The following is a 21,067-nucleotide window of genomic DNA, read 5'->3' on the forward strand; positions in this document are numbered from 1 at the left end:
TGCTAAATTAATTATTATGAAAGAGTACTATTATGTAAAGAATGATCAAAAAATAGGTCCAGTTTCCAAAGCAGAATTAAAAGGTAAAATATCTCAAGACACATTAATTTGGAAAGCAGGAATGAAAGATTGGGTTAAGGCATCTGCACATTCTGAGTTAAAAGACTTTTTTCAAAATGAGCCACCACCAATACCTAACTCAAAAACACAGCAAGAAGCACCACCTATTCCAGGTTCAGAATCTCAGAATAACGAATTCGCAAAAAAGATAGGTAATAATGCGCTTATATTATTGGCAGTATTCTTAGCTGTTGGCTTTATGGAATTTAATAATTATGAATCTAATAAATTCTATGGGTTCTTATTCACTGCTATAGCAATAGCAACATATTACCTTTTACAAAGTATAAAAACTTATCTTAATAAAGGTTTAAATTATAATGCTGCTAATACCACCTTAAATATACTAATTGTGACATCTATAATATTGGGTGTAGCAACGAAATTACTTATTAAATACGAGACTAAATTGGACGCAATGGAAACATTAGGAACTCCTTTTTTAATTGCTGGTTTAGTTGTTTTTATTGCTTTAATTTTTAATGTGATTTATTACTATAAACTTGGAAAAAAACTTTCAAAAATTGAAAATAAAAGAGCCTCAAAAATTTCAACTTTTGCTTATACAACTATAATCGCTTTTCCTTTAATGATTATTGCATTTATGGTATTTGAAGACAAAGTAGCAACAGTTATAGAAACTTTTTTAAGTGCATTTCCATTAATATTCTTACTTGAAAATTTTATAAAGACTGATAAACAAATAGCTTAGTATGAAGAGATTTTTAAATCTTTCCGCTTTACAGTCAAAAGGTTTAGACAAACCTATTTATAAAAATGCATTAAACTTAAAACGAGATGCTATTTTAATCGCAGAAAAAAGTAAATCTTATAGTTCTGCTACATCTTTGTTAGTTTTAAGTACAGAAGAATGTGTAAAGTCAATTTTGGTCTTATTACATTCTGAAAATTGTAATGTTTATAAAATAAAAGATGCAAAAAAATTCTTTTCAGATCATGTAATCAGGCATCAAATAGCAATGTTTATAGAAATGGGACTGGGTATTTTCGAGTCTTGGTATTTATATGATCAACGTAAACCTACAAAACTTTTAAAAACAAATATTAAATGGGTTGATAATCTTGTAAATGGTTTTATAGATATAGGAAAAGCATTAGACCCTATTCTAAACACAAAGCTTAATATCGATTACCTTCAAAAGTTTAATTCTATTAAAAATAAAGGCTTTTATGTAGATTATAGAGATGCTTTAATTGACCCTAACGTACAAGTTACTATTAATGATTATCAGATTGCCTTAAAAATTGCAAATAGAATATTTAAATTCAATAAATTATTAAGGATTCTATTTCATGAAAAAGTTGAAGATCATATAGAAAAAGGTAGTATTAAAAAACTAAAAGAAAACATTAATTATTTTATTGATCATGGAATGAAGATATATGATTCGGAAGCGTTAAAGAAAATGAGTGTATGAGGTTAGCTGCGGTTTATCTAGTATCGATAAATTAATACCAATTTTGGTTTTAATAAATGAAAAAAACAATTGATATAAAATATTTAAAAAAAGAAAAAAAATGGCATTAGAAATTAATATAGGTGAAGAATATAATATTAAGATTGAAAAAGGTAACAAGTTTGATACATCTATTTTTAAAGACGTTTATAGACAAGCTGGTAAATGTGTAGAAGAAATTATAGTTCAATCTAAAAAAACAGATACTATTTCTTCTATAAGTAATGATAGTTATAATAATATTATTGCATTTACAGGAGAACGTGGTACAGGTAAAAGTTCTTCTATGATTTCTTTTGCTGAAGCTTTAATAAATAAAAAAGATAGTTCTCATAAAGAGTTTTTCACAAAAGAAAAAGCAAATAAAAATGCTGAAGTAACACTAAAACCTTTTACAGTTATTAATGATACAAGTATAATTTCATTAGATGTAATTGACCCTTCATTATTTAAAGGTGAAGACAAGCTTTTTGAAATAATAATTTCAAAAATGTTCTCAACATTTCAAAAAGAAATAAAAGAAGGAGTTCAAAATATTAGTCAAGATGACAAAAGAAAATTAATTAAACACTTTCAAAAAGTATTTAATAATTTAAAAGTAGTTCACAAAGGCAAGTCTGATGTTTATGATAAAGAAGCTATTGAAGCTTTAAGTGACTTAGCTTATGGTACAAACTTAAAGGACAATTTTGGTAAACTAGTAGATGTTTTTTTAAAGACAATAGGGAAAGGTTCCAATTTTATACTTATTGTAATTGATGATTTTGATTTGAATATTTCTGGAGCACATGAAATGTTAGAAGATATTCGTCAGTTTTTAATTCAAAAAAATATAATTCTTTTTATCGCCTGTAAAATAGAACAATTACAGGATTCAGTGAACCAGGAAATAGTTCAAAACTTCAAAACAATAATTAATAATGATACCATACAAAATGTTTATTTGTCTGAAGAAGTTAATGATAAATCTGAAAGATATTTAGATAAATTACTACCAATTGAAAAGAGAATTAACACACCTAGTTTCGATTTAAATAACTCTTCCAAAGATGTTTTAAATATTCATGGAGAAGATGTTGACAACGATTTTTATAAAGGAAAATCAATTGAAAAAACAATATTAGAACTAATTTACAGAAAAACGAAACATATTGTTACTTCTAATGATTTTGAAAATATTATAATTCCTTCTACTCTTAGAAATATAGCAAATGTCGCAACATTTATTTATAGAGAAAAAAATATTGAAGCATATAAAAGAGTATTATTTAAAGGTATAAATAGCGATTTAAATACGGATTATATAAACTTTTTTAAAGAAATAGAAAATACACCTAATAAATCATTAAACCAATACATCGTAAATTGGATTGGTAGTGAAAACAACAAAAGATTAGAAAATAACGAGTCAAAAAGAGGTTTTAAGCGTTTATTATATCCAACAGTTAAAAATTTTAAAAATCGAGAAGAATCTGTAATTTATCGTCATGTATATTTAATAACAGAAGCTTCCAATAATGCTAATGTATCTTATGCAGATGTAATGCTATTAGTCAGAAGCCTTGAAGAATATCGATTATTTTCTGATAAAGATTTATTTAAACTGTATTCATATATAAAATTATATTATTCGCTTAGAGTATCTTTATCAGATAAAACTGAATTACTTCAATTAATAAATGGAGAAATGACTAACTCAGAGCTTAAATTTCTTCGTTCTGAACAAGGATCTTCAGATCGTCACGAATTTAAAATAGAATATAAAGCTGCTGATCTATTTAGACTTATAGAAGATAGAAAGAGTTTATTTAATTTTAAGGAAAATATACAACCAACTAAAGAAGAAACTAACGTGAAATATACAACTTCTAAAGAGGAGCTCTACTTTTGGTTGACTTGTTTTTTCACTCATTTAGGAACACCTAGTTCAAGGTACAGAAATGAGTCTGAAGTCCAATACAAAACAATAGCTAAAAAAATAGGAAGCCCATACCTAACAGTTACTTTTAATGCTTTAGCTTTTTTACACAATACCCTTTCTACAAAACTTGTTTTAAAAAGATTCTTTCCTAATGATAATTTAGTAAAACAAACCCCATTATTTGGTGAGATCGAAGCATGGAATGAAGAATTAAAAGAAGGTTCTAATTACTACAATATATTTAATTTTCAACTTTTTGATGAGTTTTTGATTGAATTATATAACAAAGCAATGGACAAAAACTTAGATAGTAATGGGAGTTTTGGAACAGATTTACACAACTTTATTGTTAATGGGTTAGCAGAAGTAATTGATGTTTTTAATGTTAAATATCCATATCTAGATTTGACTCCAATTCTTGATAATCCAATTATAAAGTATTGGAACAAAAACTTAGATTCTGTTACTGCATTGTTAGATTTAATCAGGAATGTTAAAAATCAAGATGAAACAAAAGAAGCTATTAAGTTAGCTAAAAGCTATATCAATAAGATAAAGAGAGCAAAAACACAATCTACTAGCTTAAAGACATTGATAAATAAATTGAAACAGAAAGATTTCAAAAATAAAACAAACATAATTCAACCTTTAGATAATATTTATACTCTTTTAAGAGATAAAAGCATGATAAATAGCCATCAAGGGCATTTAGATGAATTATATGATTATTTAGATAGTTTAGGTAAATTAGAAGCATAAAACATGGATAACCTCAGAAAATCCATAGAAGCAATTTTTAACAATACATGCCCTGATTTAATACTTCAGTATATATATAGTAATGGTTTAGAAAATGATGCTTTTTCTAAAACAAGATTTTTAGAACAAGGTTTGGCACTTTTTAATAACTATAGTTTTGATGAAATTGAAAACTTATATAAAAAGTTAGATTCAGATTGGTTGTTAGATGTATATAAAGGAGAAAGGAGTAATAAGTCAATTTTTAATTTATTAACTCATTTTAATAAACAAGTTTTAATAGAACGAGACAAAGAACCTTTTGTATGTTATGAGCATTTATTACGATGGCGAGATTTATCTTTTTCTTTAGGAGAGGATTTATTTACGTGTTCTTATTTTGCATACATGGATAATCGTTCGAAAAGAGAAAGAAATTTCTTTTCATGGAGAACCGTTGCTTTTTCTAACAATAACAGACTTAAAAAATTATTAGATAAAGGGATTGCAGAAAATCATTTTCATTTAAAAGGTTCTGCTCCTGTTTTCGACTTGAATTGGATTTCTTTAATGAATACAATTAATAGTAATCATCATACTGAAAAGTTTAAGAAATTAAAAAAAGGACTCAAATTAAATGGAGCTACTTCTCATTCCTTCCATAATCAAAATAAAGAAATAGACATTCTTGTTTATAAAGCTTCGAAAATAAGACTGGTGTTGTTTCAGTTTTTATTAGATAAAAATAGTGAAATTAACGTAGCTGATTTTAAGTACTTATTATATCCAAATTCTAATAAAAACGATTCATTTGAGGTATTAATGAATTTGTCTAATATTCAAATTGAAATAAACGAAAAAAAGAAACTTTACGGCTATAAATTTTATCATAAAGGAAAAAAAGACGTTGCAGATTACGCCATTACCAAAGACATGCATATTAATAACTTTAAAGGTTCTTTTATGATGTATGGTGAAAGGCAATTACTCTACAAAGCTTTAAAATATATGTATGCAGAAAAAAAAGAAAGCTTTAAAGTAGAAAAATTATTACACGCTTATATATCCATTAAAAATCAGTTTAGGTCAGAATTAATTCAAGTAAATAAAAAAGTTGGTTTTGCAAACTTTTCTACATATCAGGATAGAAAAGAATACTTTATTCCAGATAATAGTATTTATGAAACAGCCTTATTACAAATGGCTATTAATGATAGTACTAAGTTTCAAAATATAACTTCTTTTGAAACCAGGATTGCACCTAAAGACACAGCTTTAGCAATTAATAAGAGTTTAAAGAAATATCAAATTAATAGTGATCCTAAAGCATTAAAACAGACGCACTTTAATATTCCTATCAAAAAGGTTTTAGGTACATATAAAGCAAACAAAGAAAAACATTTTTATACAGTTCATTTTATTAAGTTTAAAGAGAAGAATACGAATTACAAATTGGCTCAAGAAGTATTACCAAGACATCACCAATTAAGAAAAGATGTAAAAAAACAAGCAAGAGCAATCGTACAACTAAGAGAGTCGTATTCTAAGAAAGCAAAATTGATAAGAGGCATCGATGCAGCTTCAAATGAATTTAATGCAAGACCAGAAGTTTTTGCACAAGCCTTTAGGTATTTAAAAGACCATAAATTAAATGGAAAATACAATCATTTAAAGAAAGAGATTGTAGAAAATAAACTGTATGCTACTTATCATGCAGGAGAAGATTTTTATGATATTATAGATGGAATTAGATGTATTGATGAAACCATTAAGTTTCTGAAATTTTGCCAAGGAGACAGAATCGGTCATGCATTGGCATTAGGAATAGATGTTAAAGCGTATTTTGATTTTAAAGGAAGAAAATTATTGATTCCGAAAGAAATGTTGTTAGATAATATTGCGTGGTTATTGGCTAAGGTTAGAAAATACAACATAAATGACCATACCAGCGAAATATATAAATTAGAAAAATTATTTGATTCCTTATTTAGAGAAGTTTATCAATGTTATTTTGATAAAGATTCTAAATTTTATAACATACATTTTAAACATGAAATCTATTTTGATGCATGGAAACTAAGAGGAGATGATCCGTATTTATATTTAGAAGATATACATGAGAAAATAGAAGACATTCCGAATATTACCTATTGGGAAAGATGTAGAATTAACCATTTTTATCCTAAAAGAGGAAACATAAGAAATGATAGTAAAACAAAATTTTTGTATCAACAATATCATTTTAATCCTGCAATAAAACAGAAGGGTAAAGAAATAAAGCAATTTGAAATTACAGATGCCTATATAAAACTAGTAACAAGTATTCAAAAAGAATATCAAAACTACATCGTACAAATGAATATAGGGATTGAATGTAATCCAACATCCAATTATTTAATAGGAACCATAGATAAATACAATAAACACCCTATAAAGAACTTTTTCAATTTGCATTTAGAAACTGATTTTGACAAGATAAAAGAATGTCCACAATTGTTTGTCTCTATAAATACAGACGATCAAGGTGTTTTTGGCACATCTTTAGAAAATGAATATGCTTTATTAGCTATTGCCATGGAAAAAGAAAAGAATGAAGACGGAAAACCTAAATATAGCCAAACCATGATTTATGAATGGCTAGATAAAATTAGAGAAATGGGTTTAGAACAAAGTTTTAAAAAGTAAAATATGTTAGTAATAGAAGAAATTTTAAGTGAGTTAAAGTTTACATCAGAAATAGATGAAAATGAATATGTGAATGAATCTAAAATCTATGAATTTGTTATAGAAAAAATGGGGTATCACAAAGTCCCTAATAGCTTAACTTATTTTTATAAAACACTAGCTGCCAATACAATTAGTAAATAATTATTTAGGCAAGATAATCATGGTACACCAAGTTTTAATGAAGATTATATTATAGAGTTGTTAATAGATAGAGGTGAAAAAGAATATCACTGCCTCTATGACTATTATTTTGGAAAACAAAAGTTTTTAGAATACCATTCAATTAATGAAAAAACTTATTTTTTGGGAGAAGATTTAAAGATAGAATATGATGTTTTAATTAAAATATTTGCAATGTTAATTACAGCTGATTTAAATTTAGCTTTAGAAAAGGTGAAGAGAAATTTAACCGAAAATATAAAGTTAGAAAGTTGGTACACTTTATTTTTAGGAGAAATTGAGGAGGAAGATGAAGAAAATATGGAAGAAGAAAAAGAAAGAATAGATGGGATTGTTGTCAGAATTTTAGATTAGTGTTAAAAATAAAATGAACATAAAAAACAAAAAAAATGTTGTTACTGATAAAAAGAAAGATAACAACTAAATAATTAAAATAACCCTGAAAGAATAATTATGAAAGAGTATTACTATGCAAAGAAAGAGCAAAAAATTGGCCCTTTAAATCTACGGTATTTGACAAAGAAACAAAGTGTTTTTCAAAAAACAGCTTCTTTTGTAGAGAAGTTTAAGGGTGTGGGTGGTAGTGTTTAGTATATCAATTTTTAAAATTTACAACTATGTTGGAAAAATTCAAAACATATTTAATCAGTAAAGGTTACAGCGAGTTTACTCCATCTGGTAATCCTTCAACAGCATATGACTATATGAAGCGTGTAAGTAAAATATGTTCTAGAGAAGCTATCACTGTAGTACATTTAGCAGATAATATAAATATTTATATTGAGAAATATGGTCCAACTGGTAATGATAGTGCTTTTGGTAAAAAAAGTAATAACGCTTTTATCAATGCTTTAAGAAGATTTGGTGAGTTTATTGCAAGTTCTAATTGATTTTTTATGCTATAATTCACAATCTGTAATATCTTAAAATAGTTAAAAAAAATATGCATTTATACAATTTAAAATCAAAAGAATCTATTAGTATTTTAAGAGAAAAGCCTTTTAAATTAGAAAGAGAAATACAATCACTTTTTGAAAATAATTTAAATGAGTTAATGGATTTACAATTAGTAAAGTCTGAGTTCTCTATTAAAAACAAACGTATCGATACTTTAGCTTACGATACACAATCAAATGCATTTATTATAATTGAATATAAGAGAAGTAAAAACATTAGTGTAGTAGATCAAGGTTTTACATATTTAAGTTTAATGCTCGAAAATAAAGCAGATTTTATTGTTGAGTATAACGAAACACTAAAGCAAAATTTAAAACGTACTGATGTTGATTGGAGTCAAACAAGAGTGGTATTTGTATCTACAAGTTTTACTGAAAATCAAAGAACAGCAACAAACTTTAAAGATATAGCTATTGAGTTGTGGGAAGTAAAACGCTACGAAAACAATTTAATTAGTGTAAATCAGATAAAGAAAAGTAAATCTGCCGAAAGTATAAAGCCTATAACATCAAGCAATACACAATTAGAAGCAGTTACGAAAGAGATAAAAGTATATACCGAAGAATTTCATTTAGATAGTTATCCAGATAAAGTAAAAGAGATTTACGAAATATATAAAGAAGCTATTTTAAATCTAGCAGATGATATAGAGTTAGAGCCTAAAAAACTATATATCGCTTTTAAAAAGGATAAAAACATAGCAGATATTGTAACACTAAAGAAAGGAATAAAACTATTTATAAATCTACAAAAAGGTAAACTAGAAGACCCTAAAAACCTAATGCGTGATGTATCTAATACTGGTCATTGGGGAAATGGAGATTATGAATTAGTAATAACTAATAAGGATAATTTAGAGTATATTTTATACTTGATTAAACAGGCTATATAAAATACTTTAACGATAGTTTTGTAACTATAAATAGAAATAAACGTCTAATTAATAAAAGTAATTATATAGTTAAGTATAACGTTTACAATACAATAATTGGTATAATAGTTGTTTAGTAAACTATGATTACATACTTTTGTATAGTATTATTAATACAATGAAACTGTTGGCTAAAGCAATAAACATATCAGAAGTTTTTCCTAAACAAGCGTTTTGGGATATGGATTGTAGTAGATTATCTATTGAAAGAGATAAAGCTATTATTATTCCAAGAGTTTTGATGACTACAAATGAAGCTTCTTTTTCTAAAGATATTGCTATTGTAGAAAGTGTTTATAATACCAATGAAATCTATTCAACATTAAAAGAAACTAAAGAGCGTATTAGTAATAATGTTTGCAGAATGGTTTCTAAGCGATATAAGAAACCTACCTTTTTACGCTATAAGTTTTAAATAATGAGTGCAGTATCTTCAGTACTCTTACAAACCATAAAAGAATTACAGTCCTTACCAAGTTTATCTCAATTTGCATTAGCAGGAGGTACAAATTTAGCATTCCGTTTCAATCATAGAGAATCTCAAGACATCGATTTGTTTTGCTCTGAAATTGTAGGTATAAAGCATTTTGAAGCTATAGAAAAAGAAGTACTAAACTTTTATGGCAAAACAAACATATCTGGCTTAGAATACCCTTTTGATAAAGAAAGTGAGCAACATACGTATCTTAGATTTTGGGTAACAAAACCTTGTGGTGCAATGATTAAAGTAGAAATTATTCAGAATATGAAAATGATGGATGCTATGGAGATTGTAGATGAGGTTAGATTGGTAACTACAAAAGATATAGGTTTATTTAAACTGATAAGTGGTTCGAGTAGAGCAGCTAAAAAAGATATTTACGATTTAGAGTTTATTACTCAAAAAATACCAATCATAGAATTGTTTGAGTCCTTAAAGATTAAAAAAGAAACTTTTTATAAAAAAGAACATCAAAATATCTTTGATTTAGATGGTGAAGAATGTCCTACTAAAAACCCTTATCTATTATTAAAATTCGATAAAAATCCTAAGCAAAACAGACAAATACCAATACATTCTAACGATAATATTTTAATAGTTGAAGGAGGTCAAACTTGGATAGTAACAAGAACAAGTTGGAGAATGAAATTAAGAAGACTGTATACTACTTTAGGTATTGAATATCCGTCATAACAAATTCCCCACAAAACAAAACCCAGTTTTTTCATAACTTCAAAAGCCTCTGTTTTTGTTTTATTCCGCACACCTCCGCAAGTTTAGCGTTTTAGTATTCTAAAGGTACTTGCATTTTAAAGCTTGTCTTTTCGCACACTCAAAAACAACTATAAAAAGCAAACCTTGAAATTGTTTTCATAAAACCCTAAACTCACCCAAGCTATGTTACATAATACAAGTTATAGCCCTCTTGCGTAAAACTCCAGGGTCTATAACGCCATTATGTAAAATAACCACTTCCAGCGGTCAACTTAGAAACTTTTAATAGCCCACAGATAGTTTAAGAACATGCGCTACTTGTTGCATTTTTTTATATATGCTAGCTTAGTTTCAATATAAAAAATCAATTGGAAAAAGAGTATAATTTCTGTAACAGGTGAATTTAATATTTCCTAACTTCTGTAATTATACAAATAAATGTCAAATCAGATGGACTCTATGTTTTCTAAGGTAATATTATTTGAATTACAATAGTTTTATAATTTTAGATATTACAACTAAATATATCATAATAAATTAAAAATCCAAACTATAATCGTCAGAATAATCTTTAGGCAAAGACGCACCAATATCACGAAGGTATTTATTTAAGCTATCAATACTTTTATGTCTTGTGATAGGTAGCATTTTATGCTTAGCCTCTAAATCTGTTAAGCCTTGTTCCTTATAAGTTGTAAAAATATCTATGGCTGCTGTATGTCTAAAAGAATAGATACCATAATTTTCATCAAATTTTAGTTCTTTTTTTACTTTTGCAAAACGCCTACCAAAATATGTTCTTTTTATAGTGTCATCAACAAGCCAATTACTAGGCTCTAATTTTGAAGTAAATAAGTAAAAATCAGAATCAAATTTATGAATATCCATTTCTGCAATAGTTTCTTTTAATTGCTTTGTAAGAAATACCGTATTTGCAGTAGCATCTTCTGTTTTACTCTTTACAGAAATAGTATTGCGATCTATATTGATATCTTTTATTTTTATTCTACAAACTTCTACAGGTCTAAAAAAACCATACATTACAAATTTTATAAAAAGATATAAATAAGGATCATGTTCTAGTAAATGTTCTTTTATCGTTTCCATTTCTTTTTTTCGAAACGGAATATTTTTTTTAGGTTTTGCAGCAAGTTTAGGAATGCTTTCTACAAAGTTTTTAGAGATAATGTCATCTGCCACCAATTGATTAAATAAGCTACTTATTATTTTCCGATAAGTATTTCTAGTTGTTGGATTTACAGGTTTATTTTTGTCTTTACCAAGGTTATTTAAAAAGATTATGATGTGCCTTTTTGTAATATCTTTAATATCCTTGTGGTATAAGTTTGAAGTTTCTAAATATCGAATAAAAACATTTACAGGAAAATGATTAATCTTTATGGTAGATACACTCCATACTTTCTGTTTTTCTTCCAAAGCCAATTCTAAAGCTTCTTTTGTTGTCCATGTTTTTTTTTCAATAACATTTTCAGGAATGTACTCAAAAGGAGAATAACCCATTTCTAAAAATTGTTGTACAGCAATACGCAAACACTTTATAGCCCTTGTACGTTCTTTAATCGTTTGTACCCGATTAATTCCTTCTTTAACTCTAAACACTTCCATAACTCCTGTTTTAGGGTTTCTGTAGGAATATTTCACATACCAATACTTACCTACTGCCGTTGTTGGCTTTAAATCTCCTTTTTTATTTTTAGATTTTGGTATAAATATTTTAGGTTTAGAATATCTCATACTGTGATTTAAAACAGGGACGAATAGTGGGACGATTTGTTTTTTAAGAGCCATTATATTTTTTATTTGCAATAAAAAACAACTCTAATAAGACTGTGAAACAGACACTTATAGTTAAGTGCGCACGAGAAGATTCGAACTTCCACGTTCTTGCGAACACAGCCCCCTCAAGGCTGCGCGTCTACCAATTTCGCCACGTGCGCAAATTATATTAAAAAAAAAAGTTAAGCGTATTAAGCTTAACTTTCTTGTGACCGGGCTGGGGCTCGAACCCAGGACCCTCTCCTTAAAAGGGAGATGCTCTACCAACTGAGCTACCAGGTCTTTTTCTTAAATCGACTGCAAATATACTATCAATCATTGGAACTATTAGCATAAAAATGATTTTTTTTTATCGATATTTGTGAAAAACAAAAATAAATGAAAATTATACTTTTAGGATACATGGCTTCCGGAAAATCTACCATTGGCAAAGAGGTTTCTAAAAAGCTGTATATGAATTTTATAGACCTAGATGATTACATTTCTGAGCAAGAAAAGATGAGTGTCTTAGAAATTTTTAAAATCAAAGGAGAAATTTATTTTAGACGAATTGAGAACACATATTTGAAAGAAATTCTAAATTCTGAAGGTAATTTTGTGCTTTCTTTAGGTGGAGGAACACCTTGTTATGCAAATAATATGGAATTGATTAAAAACTCTGAAGCAAAATCGGTCTATATAAAAGCAAGTATAAATACTTTAGTTGCTAGACTAATTAATGAGAAAAGTAAAAGACCGTTAGTTGCCAGTTTAGATAATGAAAAAATCACAGAATTTGTAGCAAAGCATCTTTTTGAAAGAAGGTTTTTCTATGAGCAAGCAGACATAACGCTTAGCATAGACAAAAAAACTATCGAAGAAATTGTAACAGAAATAAGAATTGCACTACACTAAATAGGCAATAGCGTCTTTTTCATTAAATTCTACCTGCACGTGCTCTTTAATAGACGTAGATAAAGAAATACCCTTAAAATCTGCTTTTACAGGATATTTTTTATGATTTCTATTGACCAAAACGGCTGTTTTAAATCTTTTTAGAGGAACTTCTAAGAAATGTTTAATTCCGTATATTAAAGTGGTACCAGAATTTAGAACATCATCAACTAAAATTAAGGGTTTGTTTTTATATTCATCAACAGAAATAGACGTTGTTATTGGTAACAAAGGTTTTTTCTTGTTAATAACAACTTCACATAGCCTAACTTTTATTGTTGAAATTTCTTCTAAAACTAGAGCTATTTTTTTTGAAAAAGTGAATCCGTTACCAACAATTCCCGCAATAACAACTTCTTTTTCAGAGCTATTACTTTCGTAAATTTGATACGCTATTCTTTTAATTTTTTGATTTATTTGAATGTTGTCTAAAATAATATTGTTTTCTGCAATCATAAATCTTCTGTTGTATCTTCTTGATAATTGTCTAAATCTCTTCTGTCTTTTTTTGTTGGCCTACCAATTCCTTTCTTTCTATAATGGTCTTTGGCAAATTTTAAAAGCGCTGTTTTTTCAAATTCTTCTTTTGGTGTAACATCTTTTCTATATTGATCTACCAATTTAGCGCCAACTCTACTTTCTGGTAAATCTAAAGCTTTTATTTGATAATTAATCTGATTTTTTCGAACCACAATTATTTCTCCTCCAAAAATTTCTCTAGAAGGTTTTATACTTTTTGCGTCGATCTTAACTTGACCCTTTTTACAGGCAGTTGTTGCTATAGTTCTCGTTTTAAAAACGCGAATACACCATAAATATTTATCTATTCTCATAAAAAAAGTTAAAATATAATGTTTGTCTTTTTACAAAGGTATAAAAATGGTAAATTGCACGCTTAAATTTTATGACTAAATGAACAAAATAAAAAATATTTTTTTACTGATTTTATTAGGAGTAGGTATTATCTATTCTTGTGATGATGATAATAATGGTTTTGTAAATCCGTTTGCGGATATAAATTACGAAGAATTAGCCATTTCTGACAATGATTCTATTGTAAAGTTTTTAAAAAACAATTACTATGATATTTCATTAGACTCTGTAAAAACGCTAGTTTCTGGGCAAACATCTTTATTTGATGATACCAGTAATTTAAAGACCATGCAAGTAATAGAAAATGATATTGAGCATACATTGTATGTATATATGAGACAAGAAGGAGAACCAGTTCCTGTAAAAGATAATCCTACGGTAATGGATTCTATTTATGTGAAGTATTCGGGACAAGCTTTTTCTAATGCTAAGTTGCTCTCTTTTAATTTTGATAAAAATGACAATGGAATTTGGTTGACTTTAAATGCAGTTATTAAAGGATGGACACATGGTTTTACGAAGCTTAAAGGAGGTGAGTTAGAAAAGGATTCAAATGGAGAGACTGTAAACGGACCAATCAATTACTTGAATACAGGTAAAGGTATTTTGTTTATTCCTTCTGGTTTGGCGTATCCTTCAAGCAATGCAATCAACTTTAACAGCAATCTTGTAAACACAAATTTAATGTTCTATGTAGAATTGTTAGATTTGGTTGAAAACACAGATCATGATAATGATGGTACAGCTTCTATAGATGAAGATGCAGATGGTGACGGTGATCCTACAAATGATTTTAGTGACAAAAGTAATCCTACTTTACCAGATTACTTAAATCCTAATGTTTAAAAAGTAAGTTAATTTATTATATAGAAAAAGGCTCTTGAGAAATCAAGAGCCTTTTTGTTTTAAGATTTGAACCTTGACTCTTAGATTAGAGAAATCAAAATTAATTCAGATTCGTTTTATCTTTATATTGAAACGTTTTTTATGATTTATTCGTAAAAAAAATGCTTCGATATATTTAGTATTTATAGCCCTTATTCTAAATTCAATGAATGGTATGTAAGCTTGTGTATTAGGTTGAATAACATGTTAATTAATGAAGAATATCTAACACATTTTAGAGCTTCTAACGTATTCGATTAATATTTAAAGGTAAATATGATCTCAACAAAAAAGGCTCTTGAAAATCAAGAGCCTTTTATCTATTTCGTAATTTATTTTCTTATAATTGTAAAGAAAGACCAAATATTATTTGATTCGTTCTGTTATCTACAGTTACACTATTCGCAAATTTTGCTTCCGTTTTAGATAAACCTCTTTCCCAACGAACATCAACTCCTAGTTTTCCAAACTCTACACCAACACCCATTTGCAATCCAACAGAAAATTTATCTAATTCTTCCGAAGAAAAATTTTTATAGCTAATTTCATCATCTAAAATATATTGAAATGATGGGCCTATAAATGCATTCGCAAATCCTAAGAACTTTTTACCTATTAAAACAGGTACATCTAATTTTTTAAATGAATATTCATTTTGACTACTTTGCTCTTCGAACTCTGTTTTAACTTGCGTATAAACAAGCTCTGGTCTTAAATACAAACCTAAAATAGGAATATTACCTCTAAACCACAAACCTGCATGAAAACCCGTTTTTGCATTTGCACCATCTACAATATCATTTGTTGCATCTTTAAAAGAGTCTTCTCCTACATTATTGTAGTTGATACCACCTTTTACACCAAAATCTATTTGTGCATGTGACGTTTGACTAAAAGTAAAAGCCAAACACATCATTAAAATAACTTTTTTCATCCTTTTTTATTTAAAATTAATATTAAAACTTTTAAAGTTTAAAACGAAATTATTTTCTAGATATTACTTTTTTAACAGCTTTTACAACTGCAGCAGCATCTAAACCGTATTTAGCCATTAATTGTTCTGGTGTACCAGATTCACCAAAAGTATCATTTGTTGCTACAAATTCTTGTGGTGTAGGATTATTTAATGCTAATGTTCTAGAAACACTTTCACCCAAACCACCTAACTTATTGTGCTCTTCAGCAGTAACAATACAACCTGTTTTAGCCACAGATTTTAAAATAATATCTTCGTCTAAAGGTTTAATTGTATGAATATTGATAACTTCTACAGAAATACCTTCTGCTTCTAATTGTTCTGCAGCCTGTAAAGATTCCCAAACTAAATGTCCAGTTGCAACAATAGTAACATCTGTACCTTCTGTTAATTGAATTCCTTTACCAATTTCAAACTTCTCATCTGCTGGCATAAATACCGGTACTTTAGGTCTTCCAAAACGTAAGTAAACAGGGCCATCAAAATCTGCAATTGCAATCGTTGCTGCTTTTGTCTGGTTATAATCACAGGTATTAATTACCGTCATTCCTGGCAACATTTTCATCAAACCAATATCTTCTAATATTTGGTGTGTTGCGCCATCTTCACCCAAAGTAACTCCTGCATGAGAGGCACAAATTTTTACGTTTTTACCAGAATATGCAACAGATTGACGAATTTGATCGTAAACTCTTCCTGTAGAAAAATTAGCGAACGTTCCTGTAAAAGGAATTTTACCACCAATAGTTAAACCAGCTGCAATACCAATCATGTTTGCTTCTGCAATACCAATTTGAAAAAATCTTTCTGGATTTTCTTCAATAAATTGATCCATTTTTAAAGAGCCAATTAAATCTGCACATAAAGCAACTACATTTGGGTTCGTTCTACCTAATTCTGTTAAACCGTCTCCAAAACCTGAACGTGTATCTTTTTTTTCTGTGTACGTGTATTTTTTCATTATAAAGTTGTAAAAATGTTGTGTTGTAAAAATTTTTGTAAAAATAAACTTTTATTTTTCTTTAAAGTACATAAAAGAGAGAATAAGAGCTAAGATTTTAATATAATATGAGAAAGTCTCCTAAAACAATTATATGACTAAAAAAACAGCTAATTTTTATAAGTCCATTAACTCTTGATAGAGTTTGTGAACAGGCAAACCAACTACGTTAAAATAACTTCCTTCTATATTTTCTATGCCAATATAACCAATCCATTCTTGTATGCCATACCCACCGGCTTTGTCAAAAGGTTTATAATTGTTGATGTAATAATTAATTTCATCATCCGTCAATTCTTTAAAAGAGACGGTTGTGATGTCATTTATAATTTTATGAAAAGCATTGTTTTTAATAGAAACAGATGTAATTACTTCATGTTTCTTACCAGATAGCGCTCTTAACATGGTAAAAGCGTCTTTTGCATCTTTTGGTTTTCCTAACGCTTTATTTTCTAACCAAACAATAGTATCAGAAGTAATAAGCAGGTCTTTTTCTTGCAAATCTGTAAACGCTTTCGATTTTAAATTGGCTAAAAAATCGGTAATTTCTGTACCTTTTAATTCCTTCGGATAAATTTCTTCAACTTCTTTTAATTGAATAGAGAATTTGATGTCTAAATCTTTAAAAAACTGATGTCTTCTCGGAGATTTAGAAGCAAGAATTACATTATAAAATTTTAATTTTTGTTTCAGCATCGTTTGAATTAAATTGTTTTAAAAAAAGAAACAAAGCTAGTTATAAATATAAAATAGGCTTCAATAAAACACTTAGAATTTGATATGAGTTCATAATAGCATCATTTACGCAAACAGCATCTTTAAAGTATTGATAGTTTTACAGTAGAGAGTTTAATTATTAATTAAAAATGTAAGAGATTATGAATATTAACTTTGAATACCACAATGTAGAGGCAAGTGAGAGACTAGAAGCGTCTGTAACAGAAAAATTAAAATACTTATACACCAAATTTGAAATGATTACAAGAGCAGATGTTTTCTTTAAAACAGAAAATACTTCTTCAGATAAAACCGGTAAGATTTGTAACATTCGGTTAAGTGTGCCAGGGCCAAGGTTGTTTGCCGAGGCAAGTCATGATAATTTTGTGAGCGCTATCTCTGAATCTATTAGCGATTTGGAGAAACAATTGACAAAGAAAAAAGGTAAAATGATGGATCATTAAATTGTATTTATCAATTTATGAGTAATTAAGGAACCAAGATATTTATTATAAAAGTGAGCAATAAAGATGATAAAACCAAGAGAAAAAGCACCAGAGCTAACAATCAATTTAGTAAATGATACACAATGGAGTCTGCAAGAACAAAAAACCACAAACTTTACATTAATAGTGTTTTACAGAGGAAAACATTGCCCTGTTTGTAAAAAACAATTAGAAGAATTGCAAAATAAAGTAAATAATTTTAAAGAAAGAGGTGTAAATTTAATCGCAATAAGTGCCAATACAGAAGAAATAGCAAAAGAAACTTATAAAGATTGGAATGTTAAAGACTTACCAATTGGTTATGGCTTAACAATGGAAGAAGCAAGAAAATGGGGCTTGTTTATTTCTAATGGTATTAGTGATAAAGAACCCAAACAGTTTACAGAGCCTGGTTTGTTTTTAATAGACAAAGAGGGGAAAGTATATTGGGAATCGATACAATCGATGCCATTTGGTAGACCAGAATTTAAAGATGTTCTAAACGGAATTGATTATATCTTAAAAGAAGGATATCCCGCTAGAGGCCAAGCTTAAAAGGTCAAACGTCTAATTTTATTTTTTTGAAATTAGACGTTTTTACAGATATAAAAGTAAGTAAATCGTTAATTTTTAGAAGATAAATAGCTTATTTTTGATTGATTTTTACAACTCCAAAAAAGCAACACTATTGCAAATTAAAAAAGTAATGAAAGATTTTCCTAGTCTATTAAAAAAGGCAGGAAACAATTGGCTCGAAAGCGAGCCTTTTGAGCTGAGTGCAATTGTAGCGTATTATGCTATTTTATCTCTACCTGCATTGGTTGTAATTATTCTAAATTTAGTTGGAAATGTTTGGGGAAGAGAAATTGTTCAGGGAGAATTATTAGATGAAATTTCAAGTGCTGTTGGCACACAAACTGCAGAATCCTTTCGGGTTATGATGTTAGACAGAGGAGATGAAAAAGTTTCAATATTTACAACTATTATTGGTTTTGGTACACTGTTATATGGTTCTACAGGTGTTTTCTATCAATTACAAGCAGCTTTTGATAAAATTTGGAAAATCCCAGAAAATAAAAATGCAAACGGATTCTTAAAAATGGTTTTTAGTAGAATAAAAAGTTTTGGCTTTATTCTAATTATCGGATTTTTATTATTGATTAGCTTTGTATTAACTGCCTTAATAAGCACTTTTAGTAAACGGATAGAAAAATTTGTCCCCGATAATTTATTTGAATATATCTTTCTGGTAGATTTTTTAATGTCCATTGTTTTTATTTACATTCTTTTTGCAGCGATGTTTAAATATTTACCGAGTAAAACTGTGCGTTGGCGCGCAGTAAAAGTAGGAGCAGCGGTAACAGCAATCTTATTTGTAATTGGTAAATACTTAATGGCTTGGTATTTTAAAGAAATGGACCCGGGTTCTACTTATGGTGCTGCAGGTTCTGTTATTTTAATTATGCTTTGGGTTTCATATTCTAGTCTCATCCTATTTTTCGGAGCACATTTTACCAAAGTATATTCTGATGTGTACCTAATTGAAGATAAAATTCCGTTGCGTACTAAAGTGAACGAGAAATAGAATTTTTATAGCTCCGTTTAAATTTATCAATTTTACACTCTTTTGAAGATTGAAATCGATGCTTTTTATTTCTTTTAAAATAATTATATCCTTTATTTTATTGAAAAAAAAATACAATTATTTAACAATTTTATCCAATACGGGCTAAGTCTAACTATCTTTGTGCATTATTTTAAAAAAAAAGCAAACACCAAAGTAATGGCGAATCATATAAAAGGACAGCAAGAAATATTAGAAAAACTGAATATTAGTCAGTTAAATCCTATGCAAGAGGAGGCTATTGCTACGATTAAGAAAAACGTAAATACCATATTACTATCACCAACAGGAACAGGAAAAACATTGGCTTTTTCTTTACCTTTATTAGAGTTCTTAGATCCTAATGTTGAAGAAATTCAAGCATTAATCTTAGTACCATCAAGAGAATTGGCAATTCAGATAGAACAAGTACTTCGTTCTATGGGGTCTGGTTATAAAGTAAATGCTGTTTATGGAGGTAGACCAATGTCTAAAGATAAAATAGAATTGAAACATTTACCTGCGATTTTAATAGGAACTCCTGGAAGAATTTCAGATCATTTTGCAAACGAAAGATTCTCTAAAGACCATATTAAAACATTAATTTTAGATGAGTTTGATAAGTCTCTAGAAGTTGGCTTCGAATATGAAATGCGTGGTGTTATTAACCAATTAACGGCTTGTAATAAAAGAATTTTAACTTCTGCTACACAAGGAGTTGAGATTCCTGATTTTGTAAGATTAGACAAGCCAAATACGGTTAATTATTTAAAAGCAACCACTTCTAAATTACAAATTAAAACAGTTGTTTCTCCTGCAAAAAATAAACTAAATACGTTATTACATTTATTAAATCACTTAGGCAATCAGCAAGGAATTATTTTTTGTAACCTAAAAGATACCATTAATAATGTGAGTGCTTTTTTAGAAAGTAAAGGTATTAAGCACGGTAATTTTAGTGGTGGAATGGAGCAAAAAGATAGAGAACGTTCTTTAATTAAGTTTAGAAACGGTACCAATCAACTTTTAGTTGCTACAGATTTAGCAGCGAGAGGAATTGATGTTCCAGAGATGAAATACATCATTCACTATGAACTACCAAGAGAAGTAGAAGAGTTTACGCATAGAAACGGACGTACAGCAAGAGTTTCTGCAAAAGGAACTGCGTATGTATTAAAATGGAAAGAAGAGCGCTTACCAGACTTTATGAAGCATGCAGATTTAGAGAACATTTCTAAACAAGCAGAAAGAAAACCTGTTTTTTGGGAAACTTTATTTATTTCTGGTGGTCGAAAAGATAAAATTTCTAAAGGTGATATTGCTGGTTTATTTATCAAACAAGGAAAATTGACAAAAGATCAATTAGGAGATATAGAGCTAAAACAAGATTGTGCATTTGTAGCCGTTCCTGCTAGTTTGGCTTCAGAATTAGAAGAAAAGTTAAATAATTCTCGTTTAAAAAAGAAAAAAGTTAGAATTTACGGTGTATAAATATTTATAAATCACGTGATTTATCTATAATTAGCGAATAAAACTTAGAAATATGAGTTT

At 28.3% G+C, this 21,067-nt stretch carries 23 protein-coding genes and 2 tRNA genes; 17 read left to right on the forward strand and 8 right to left on the reverse strand.

Annotation, left to right across the window (positions count from 1 at the left end; all coding sequences use genetic code 11):
- Positions 1-16 precede the first annotated feature (16 nt).
- The 11 genes from ES045_RS03870 to ES045_RS03915 all read left to right on the forward strand — a co-directional run bounded on the left by ES045_RS03870 (position 17) and on the right by ES045_RS03915 (position 10,226).
- Positions 17-832 (forward strand): DUF4339 domain-containing protein, encoded by an 816-nt coding sequence (locus ES045_RS03870; protein WP_147112695.1) that lies wholly within the window; start codon positions 17-19, stop codon positions 830-832.
- 1 nt (position 833) lies between these two features.
- The gene (locus tag ES045_RS03875; RefSeq protein WP_147112699.1) at positions 834-1,559 is read left to right on the forward strand and encodes an AbiV family abortive infection protein; all 726 of its coding nucleotides are present in this window, start codon (positions 834-836) and stop codon (positions 1,557-1,559) included.
- 100 nt (positions 1,560-1,659) lie between these two features.
- Entirely contained in the window at positions 1,660-4,278 is a 2,619-nt protein-coding gene (locus ES045_RS03880; protein ID WP_147112701.1) for a hypothetical protein, read from the forward strand.
- A 3-nt stretch (positions 4,279-4,281) separates the two neighbouring features.
- Positions 4,282-6,942, forward strand: a complete 2,661-nt coding sequence (locus ES045_RS03885; RefSeq protein WP_147112704.1) for a hypothetical protein — start codon at positions 4,282-4,284, stop codon at positions 6,940-6,942.
- A 3-nt stretch (positions 6,943-6,945) separates the two neighbouring features.
- Positions 6,946-7,125: a hypothetical protein gene (locus tag ES045_RS03890; protein WP_147112707.1), complete on the forward strand. Its 180-nt coding sequence runs from the start codon at positions 6,946-6,948 to the stop codon at positions 7,123-7,125.
- 57 nt (positions 7,126-7,182) lie between these two features.
- On the forward strand, positions 7,183-7,518 hold the full coding sequence (locus ES045_RS03895) for a hypothetical protein (RefSeq protein ID WP_147112710.1): 336 nt from the start codon (positions 7,183-7,185) through the stop codon (positions 7,516-7,518).
- A 99-nt stretch (positions 7,519-7,617) separates the two neighbouring features.
- Complete coding sequence (locus ES045_RS16315; RefSeq protein WP_189663021.1) at positions 7,618-7,755, forward strand: hypothetical protein; 138 nt, start codon at positions 7,618-7,620, stop codon at positions 7,753-7,755.
- Between the two features lie 26 nt (positions 7,756-7,781).
- Positions 7,782-8,054: a hypothetical protein gene (locus ES045_RS03900; RefSeq protein ID WP_147112713.1), complete on the forward strand. Its 273-nt coding sequence runs from the start codon at positions 7,782-7,784 to the stop codon at positions 8,052-8,054.
- Positions 8,055-8,107: 53 nt separating this feature from the next.
- Positions 8,108-9,013: a DUF5655 domain-containing protein gene (locus tag ES045_RS03905; protein ID WP_147112716.1), complete on the forward strand. Its 906-nt coding sequence runs from the start codon at positions 8,108-8,110 to the stop codon at positions 9,011-9,013.
- A gap of 166 nt (positions 9,014-9,179) precedes the next feature.
- Complete coding sequence (locus tag ES045_RS03910) at positions 9,180-9,467, forward strand: DUF6922 domain-containing protein (protein WP_147112718.1); 288 nt, start codon at positions 9,180-9,182, stop codon at positions 9,465-9,467.
- 3 nt (positions 9,468-9,470) lie between these two features.
- Entirely contained in the window at positions 9,471-10,226 is a 756-nt protein-coding gene (locus tag ES045_RS03915) for a nucleotidyl transferase AbiEii/AbiGii toxin family protein (RefSeq protein ID WP_147112721.1), read from the forward strand.
- A gap of 558 nt (positions 10,227-10,784) precedes the next feature.
- Here the strand turns inward: ES045_RS03915 and ES045_RS03920 are convergent.
- From ES045_RS03920 to ES045_RS03930, 3 genes are all read right to left on the reverse strand, one after another.
- Positions 10,785-12,002 (reverse strand): tyrosine-type recombinase/integrase, encoded by a 1,218-nt coding sequence (locus ES045_RS03920; RefSeq protein WP_189663022.1) that lies wholly within the window; start codon positions 12,000-12,002, stop codon positions 10,785-10,787.
- A gap of 119 nt (positions 12,003-12,121) precedes the next feature.
- Positions 12,122-12,205: transfer RNA gene (locus ES045_RS03925), tRNA-Leu, on the reverse strand.
- Positions 12,206-12,253: 48 nt separating this feature from the next.
- Positions 12,254-12,326 (reverse strand) — tRNA-Lys (locus tag ES045_RS03930).
- Positions 12,327-12,422: 96 nt separating this feature from the next.
- Between ES045_RS03930 and ES045_RS03935 the strand changes: the two genes are divergently transcribed.
- Positions 12,423-12,938, forward strand: a complete 516-nt coding sequence (locus ES045_RS03935) for a shikimate kinase (protein ID WP_147112727.1) — start codon at positions 12,423-12,425, stop codon at positions 12,936-12,938.
- Here ES045_RS03935 and ES045_RS03940 read toward each other — a convergent pair.
- Positions 12,930-13,433 (reverse strand): phosphoribosyltransferase family protein, encoded by a 504-nt coding sequence (locus tag ES045_RS03940; RefSeq protein WP_147112730.1) that lies wholly within the window; start codon positions 13,431-13,433, stop codon positions 12,930-12,932. The two genes, ES045_RS03935 and ES045_RS03940, sit on opposite strands and share 9 nt — an antisense overlap.
- Positions 13,430-13,810, reverse strand: a complete 381-nt coding sequence (locus tag ES045_RS03945; RefSeq protein WP_147112733.1) for an RNA-binding S4 domain-containing protein — start codon at positions 13,808-13,810, stop codon at positions 13,430-13,432. The genes ES045_RS03940 and ES045_RS03945 overlap by 4 nt, the downstream gene beginning before the upstream one ends.
- Positions 13,811-13,889: 79 nt before the next feature.
- Here ES045_RS03945 and ES045_RS03950 point away from each other — a divergent pair, with 79 nt between their 5' ends.
- Complete coding sequence (locus ES045_RS03950; protein WP_147112736.1) at positions 13,890-14,696, forward strand: FKBP-type peptidyl-prolyl cis-trans isomerase; 807 nt, start codon at positions 13,890-13,892, stop codon at positions 14,694-14,696.
- 379 nt (positions 14,697-15,075) lie between these two features.
- Here ES045_RS03950 and ES045_RS03955 read toward each other — a convergent pair whose 3' ends face one another.
- The 3 genes from ES045_RS03955 to ES045_RS03965 all read right to left on the reverse strand — a co-directional run bounded on the left by ES045_RS03955 (position 15,076) and on the right by ES045_RS03965 (position 17,407).
- Positions 15,076-15,669 carry a porin family protein gene (locus ES045_RS03955; RefSeq protein WP_147112739.1) on the reverse strand — a complete coding sequence of 198 codons (594 nt, stop codon included), beginning with the start codon at positions 15,667-15,669 and terminating at the stop codon, positions 15,076-15,078.
- Between the two features lie 49 nt (positions 15,670-15,718).
- Positions 15,719-16,672: a transketolase family protein gene (locus ES045_RS03960; protein WP_147112742.1), complete on the reverse strand. Its 954-nt coding sequence runs from the start codon at positions 16,670-16,672 to the stop codon at positions 15,719-15,721.
- Positions 16,673-16,828: 156 nt separating this feature from the next.
- Positions 16,829-17,407, reverse strand: a complete 579-nt coding sequence (locus ES045_RS03965) for a Maf family nucleotide pyrophosphatase (protein ID WP_147112745.1) — start codon at positions 17,405-17,407, stop codon at positions 16,829-16,831.
- A gap of 182 nt (positions 17,408-17,589) precedes the next feature.
- On the opposite strand from ES045_RS03965, the gene hpf reads away from it, so the two are divergent.
- The 4 genes from hpf (at position 17,590) to ES045_RS03985 (ending at position 21,007) form a co-directional block, all read left to right on the forward strand.
- The gene (gene hpf / locus ES045_RS03970) at positions 17,590-17,892 is read left to right on the forward strand and encodes a ribosome hibernation-promoting factor, HPF/YfiA family (RefSeq protein ID WP_147112748.1); all 303 of its coding nucleotides are present in this window, start codon (positions 17,590-17,592) and stop codon (positions 17,890-17,892) included.
- 66 nt (positions 17,893-17,958) lie between these two features.
- Positions 17,959-18,468, forward strand: coding sequence for a peroxiredoxin-like family protein (locus tag ES045_RS03975; RefSeq protein WP_147112751.1), 510 nt, complete (start codon positions 17,959-17,961; stop codon positions 18,466-18,468).
- Positions 18,469-18,601: 133 nt separating this feature from the next.
- Positions 18,602-19,498, forward strand: a complete 897-nt coding sequence (locus ES045_RS03980) for a YihY/virulence factor BrkB family protein (RefSeq protein WP_223267175.1) — start codon at positions 18,602-18,604, stop codon at positions 19,496-19,498.
- A 198-nt stretch (positions 19,499-19,696) separates the two neighbouring features.
- Positions 19,697-21,007, forward strand: coding sequence for a DEAD/DEAH box helicase (locus tag ES045_RS03985; RefSeq protein WP_147112754.1), 1,311 nt, complete (start codon positions 19,697-19,699; stop codon positions 21,005-21,007).
- Positions 21,008-21,067 lie beyond the last annotated feature (60 nt).

Source organism: Polaribacter sp. IC073 (genome assembly GCF_007997075.1).
In the GTDB taxonomy this organism is placed as follows: domain Bacteria; phylum Bacteroidota; class Bacteroidia; order Flavobacteriales; family Flavobacteriaceae; genus Polaribacter.

Excerpts from the sequence above, each read along its gene's own strand:
- ES045_RS03965 (WP_147112745.1), bottom strand. The coding sequence starts at position 17,407 with ATGCTGAAACAAAAATTAAAATTTTATAATGTAATTCTTGCTTCTAAA.
- hpf (WP_147112748.1), top strand. The coding sequence starts at position 17,590 with ATGAATATTAACTTTGAATACCACAATGTAGAGGCAAGTGAGAGACTA.
- ES045_RS03875 (WP_147112699.1), top strand. The coding sequence starts at position 834 with ATGAAGAGATTTTTAAATCTTTCCGCTTTACAGTCAAAAGGTTTAGAC.
- ES045_RS03870 (WP_147112695.1), top strand. The coding sequence starts at position 17 with ATGAAAGAGTACTATTATGTAAAGAATGATCAAAAAATAGGTCCAGTT.
- ES045_RS03915 (WP_147112721.1), top strand. The coding sequence starts at position 9,471 with ATGAGTGCAGTATCTTCAGTACTCTTACAAACCATAAAAGAATTACAG.
- ES045_RS03885 (WP_147112704.1), top strand. The coding sequence starts at position 4,282 with ATGGATAACCTCAGAAAATCCATAGAAGCAATTTTTAACAATACATGC.
- ES045_RS16315 (WP_189663021.1), top strand. The coding sequence starts at position 7,618 with ATGAAAGAGTATTACTATGCAAAGAAAGAGCAAAAAATTGGCCCTTTA.
- ES045_RS03945 (WP_147112733.1), bottom strand. The coding sequence starts at position 13,810 with ATGAGAATAGATAAATATTTATGGTGTATTCGCGTTTTTAAAACGAGA.
- ES045_RS03940 (WP_147112730.1), bottom strand. The coding sequence starts at position 13,433 with ATGATTGCAGAAAACAATATTATTTTAGACAACATTCAAATAAATCAA.
- ES045_RS03900 (WP_147112713.1), top strand. The coding sequence starts at position 7,782 with ATGTTGGAAAAATTCAAAACATATTTAATCAGTAAAGGTTACAGCGAG.
- ES045_RS03985 (WP_147112754.1), top strand. The coding sequence starts at position 19,697 with ATGGCGAATCATATAAAAGGACAGCAAGAAATATTAGAAAAACTGAAT.
- ES045_RS03935 (WP_147112727.1), top strand. The coding sequence starts at position 12,423 with ATGAAAATTATACTTTTAGGATACATGGCTTCCGGAAAATCTACCATT.
- ES045_RS03975 (WP_147112751.1), top strand. The coding sequence starts at position 17,959 with ATGATAAAACCAAGAGAAAAAGCACCAGAGCTAACAATCAATTTAGTA.
- ES045_RS03890 (WP_147112707.1), top strand. The coding sequence starts at position 6,946 with ATGTTAGTAATAGAAGAAATTTTAAGTGAGTTAAAGTTTACATCAGAA.
- ES045_RS03920 (WP_189663022.1), bottom strand. The coding sequence starts at position 12,002 with ATGAGATATTCTAAACCTAAAATATTTATACCAAAATCTAAAAATAAA.
- ES045_RS03880 (WP_147112701.1), top strand. The coding sequence starts at position 1,660 with ATGGCATTAGAAATTAATATAGGTGAAGAATATAATATTAAGATTGAA.
- ES045_RS03960 (WP_147112742.1), bottom strand. The coding sequence starts at position 16,672 with ATGAAAAAATACACGTACACAGAAAAAAAAGATACACGTTCAGGTTTT.
- ES045_RS03905 (WP_147112716.1), top strand. The coding sequence starts at position 8,108 with ATGCATTTATACAATTTAAAATCAAAAGAATCTATTAGTATTTTAAGA.
- ES045_RS03955 (WP_147112739.1), bottom strand. The coding sequence starts at position 15,669 with ATGAAAAAAGTTATTTTAATGATGTGTTTGGCTTTTACTTTTAGTCAA.
- ES045_RS03950 (WP_147112736.1), top strand. The coding sequence starts at position 13,890 with ATGAACAAAATAAAAAATATTTTTTTACTGATTTTATTAGGAGTAGGT.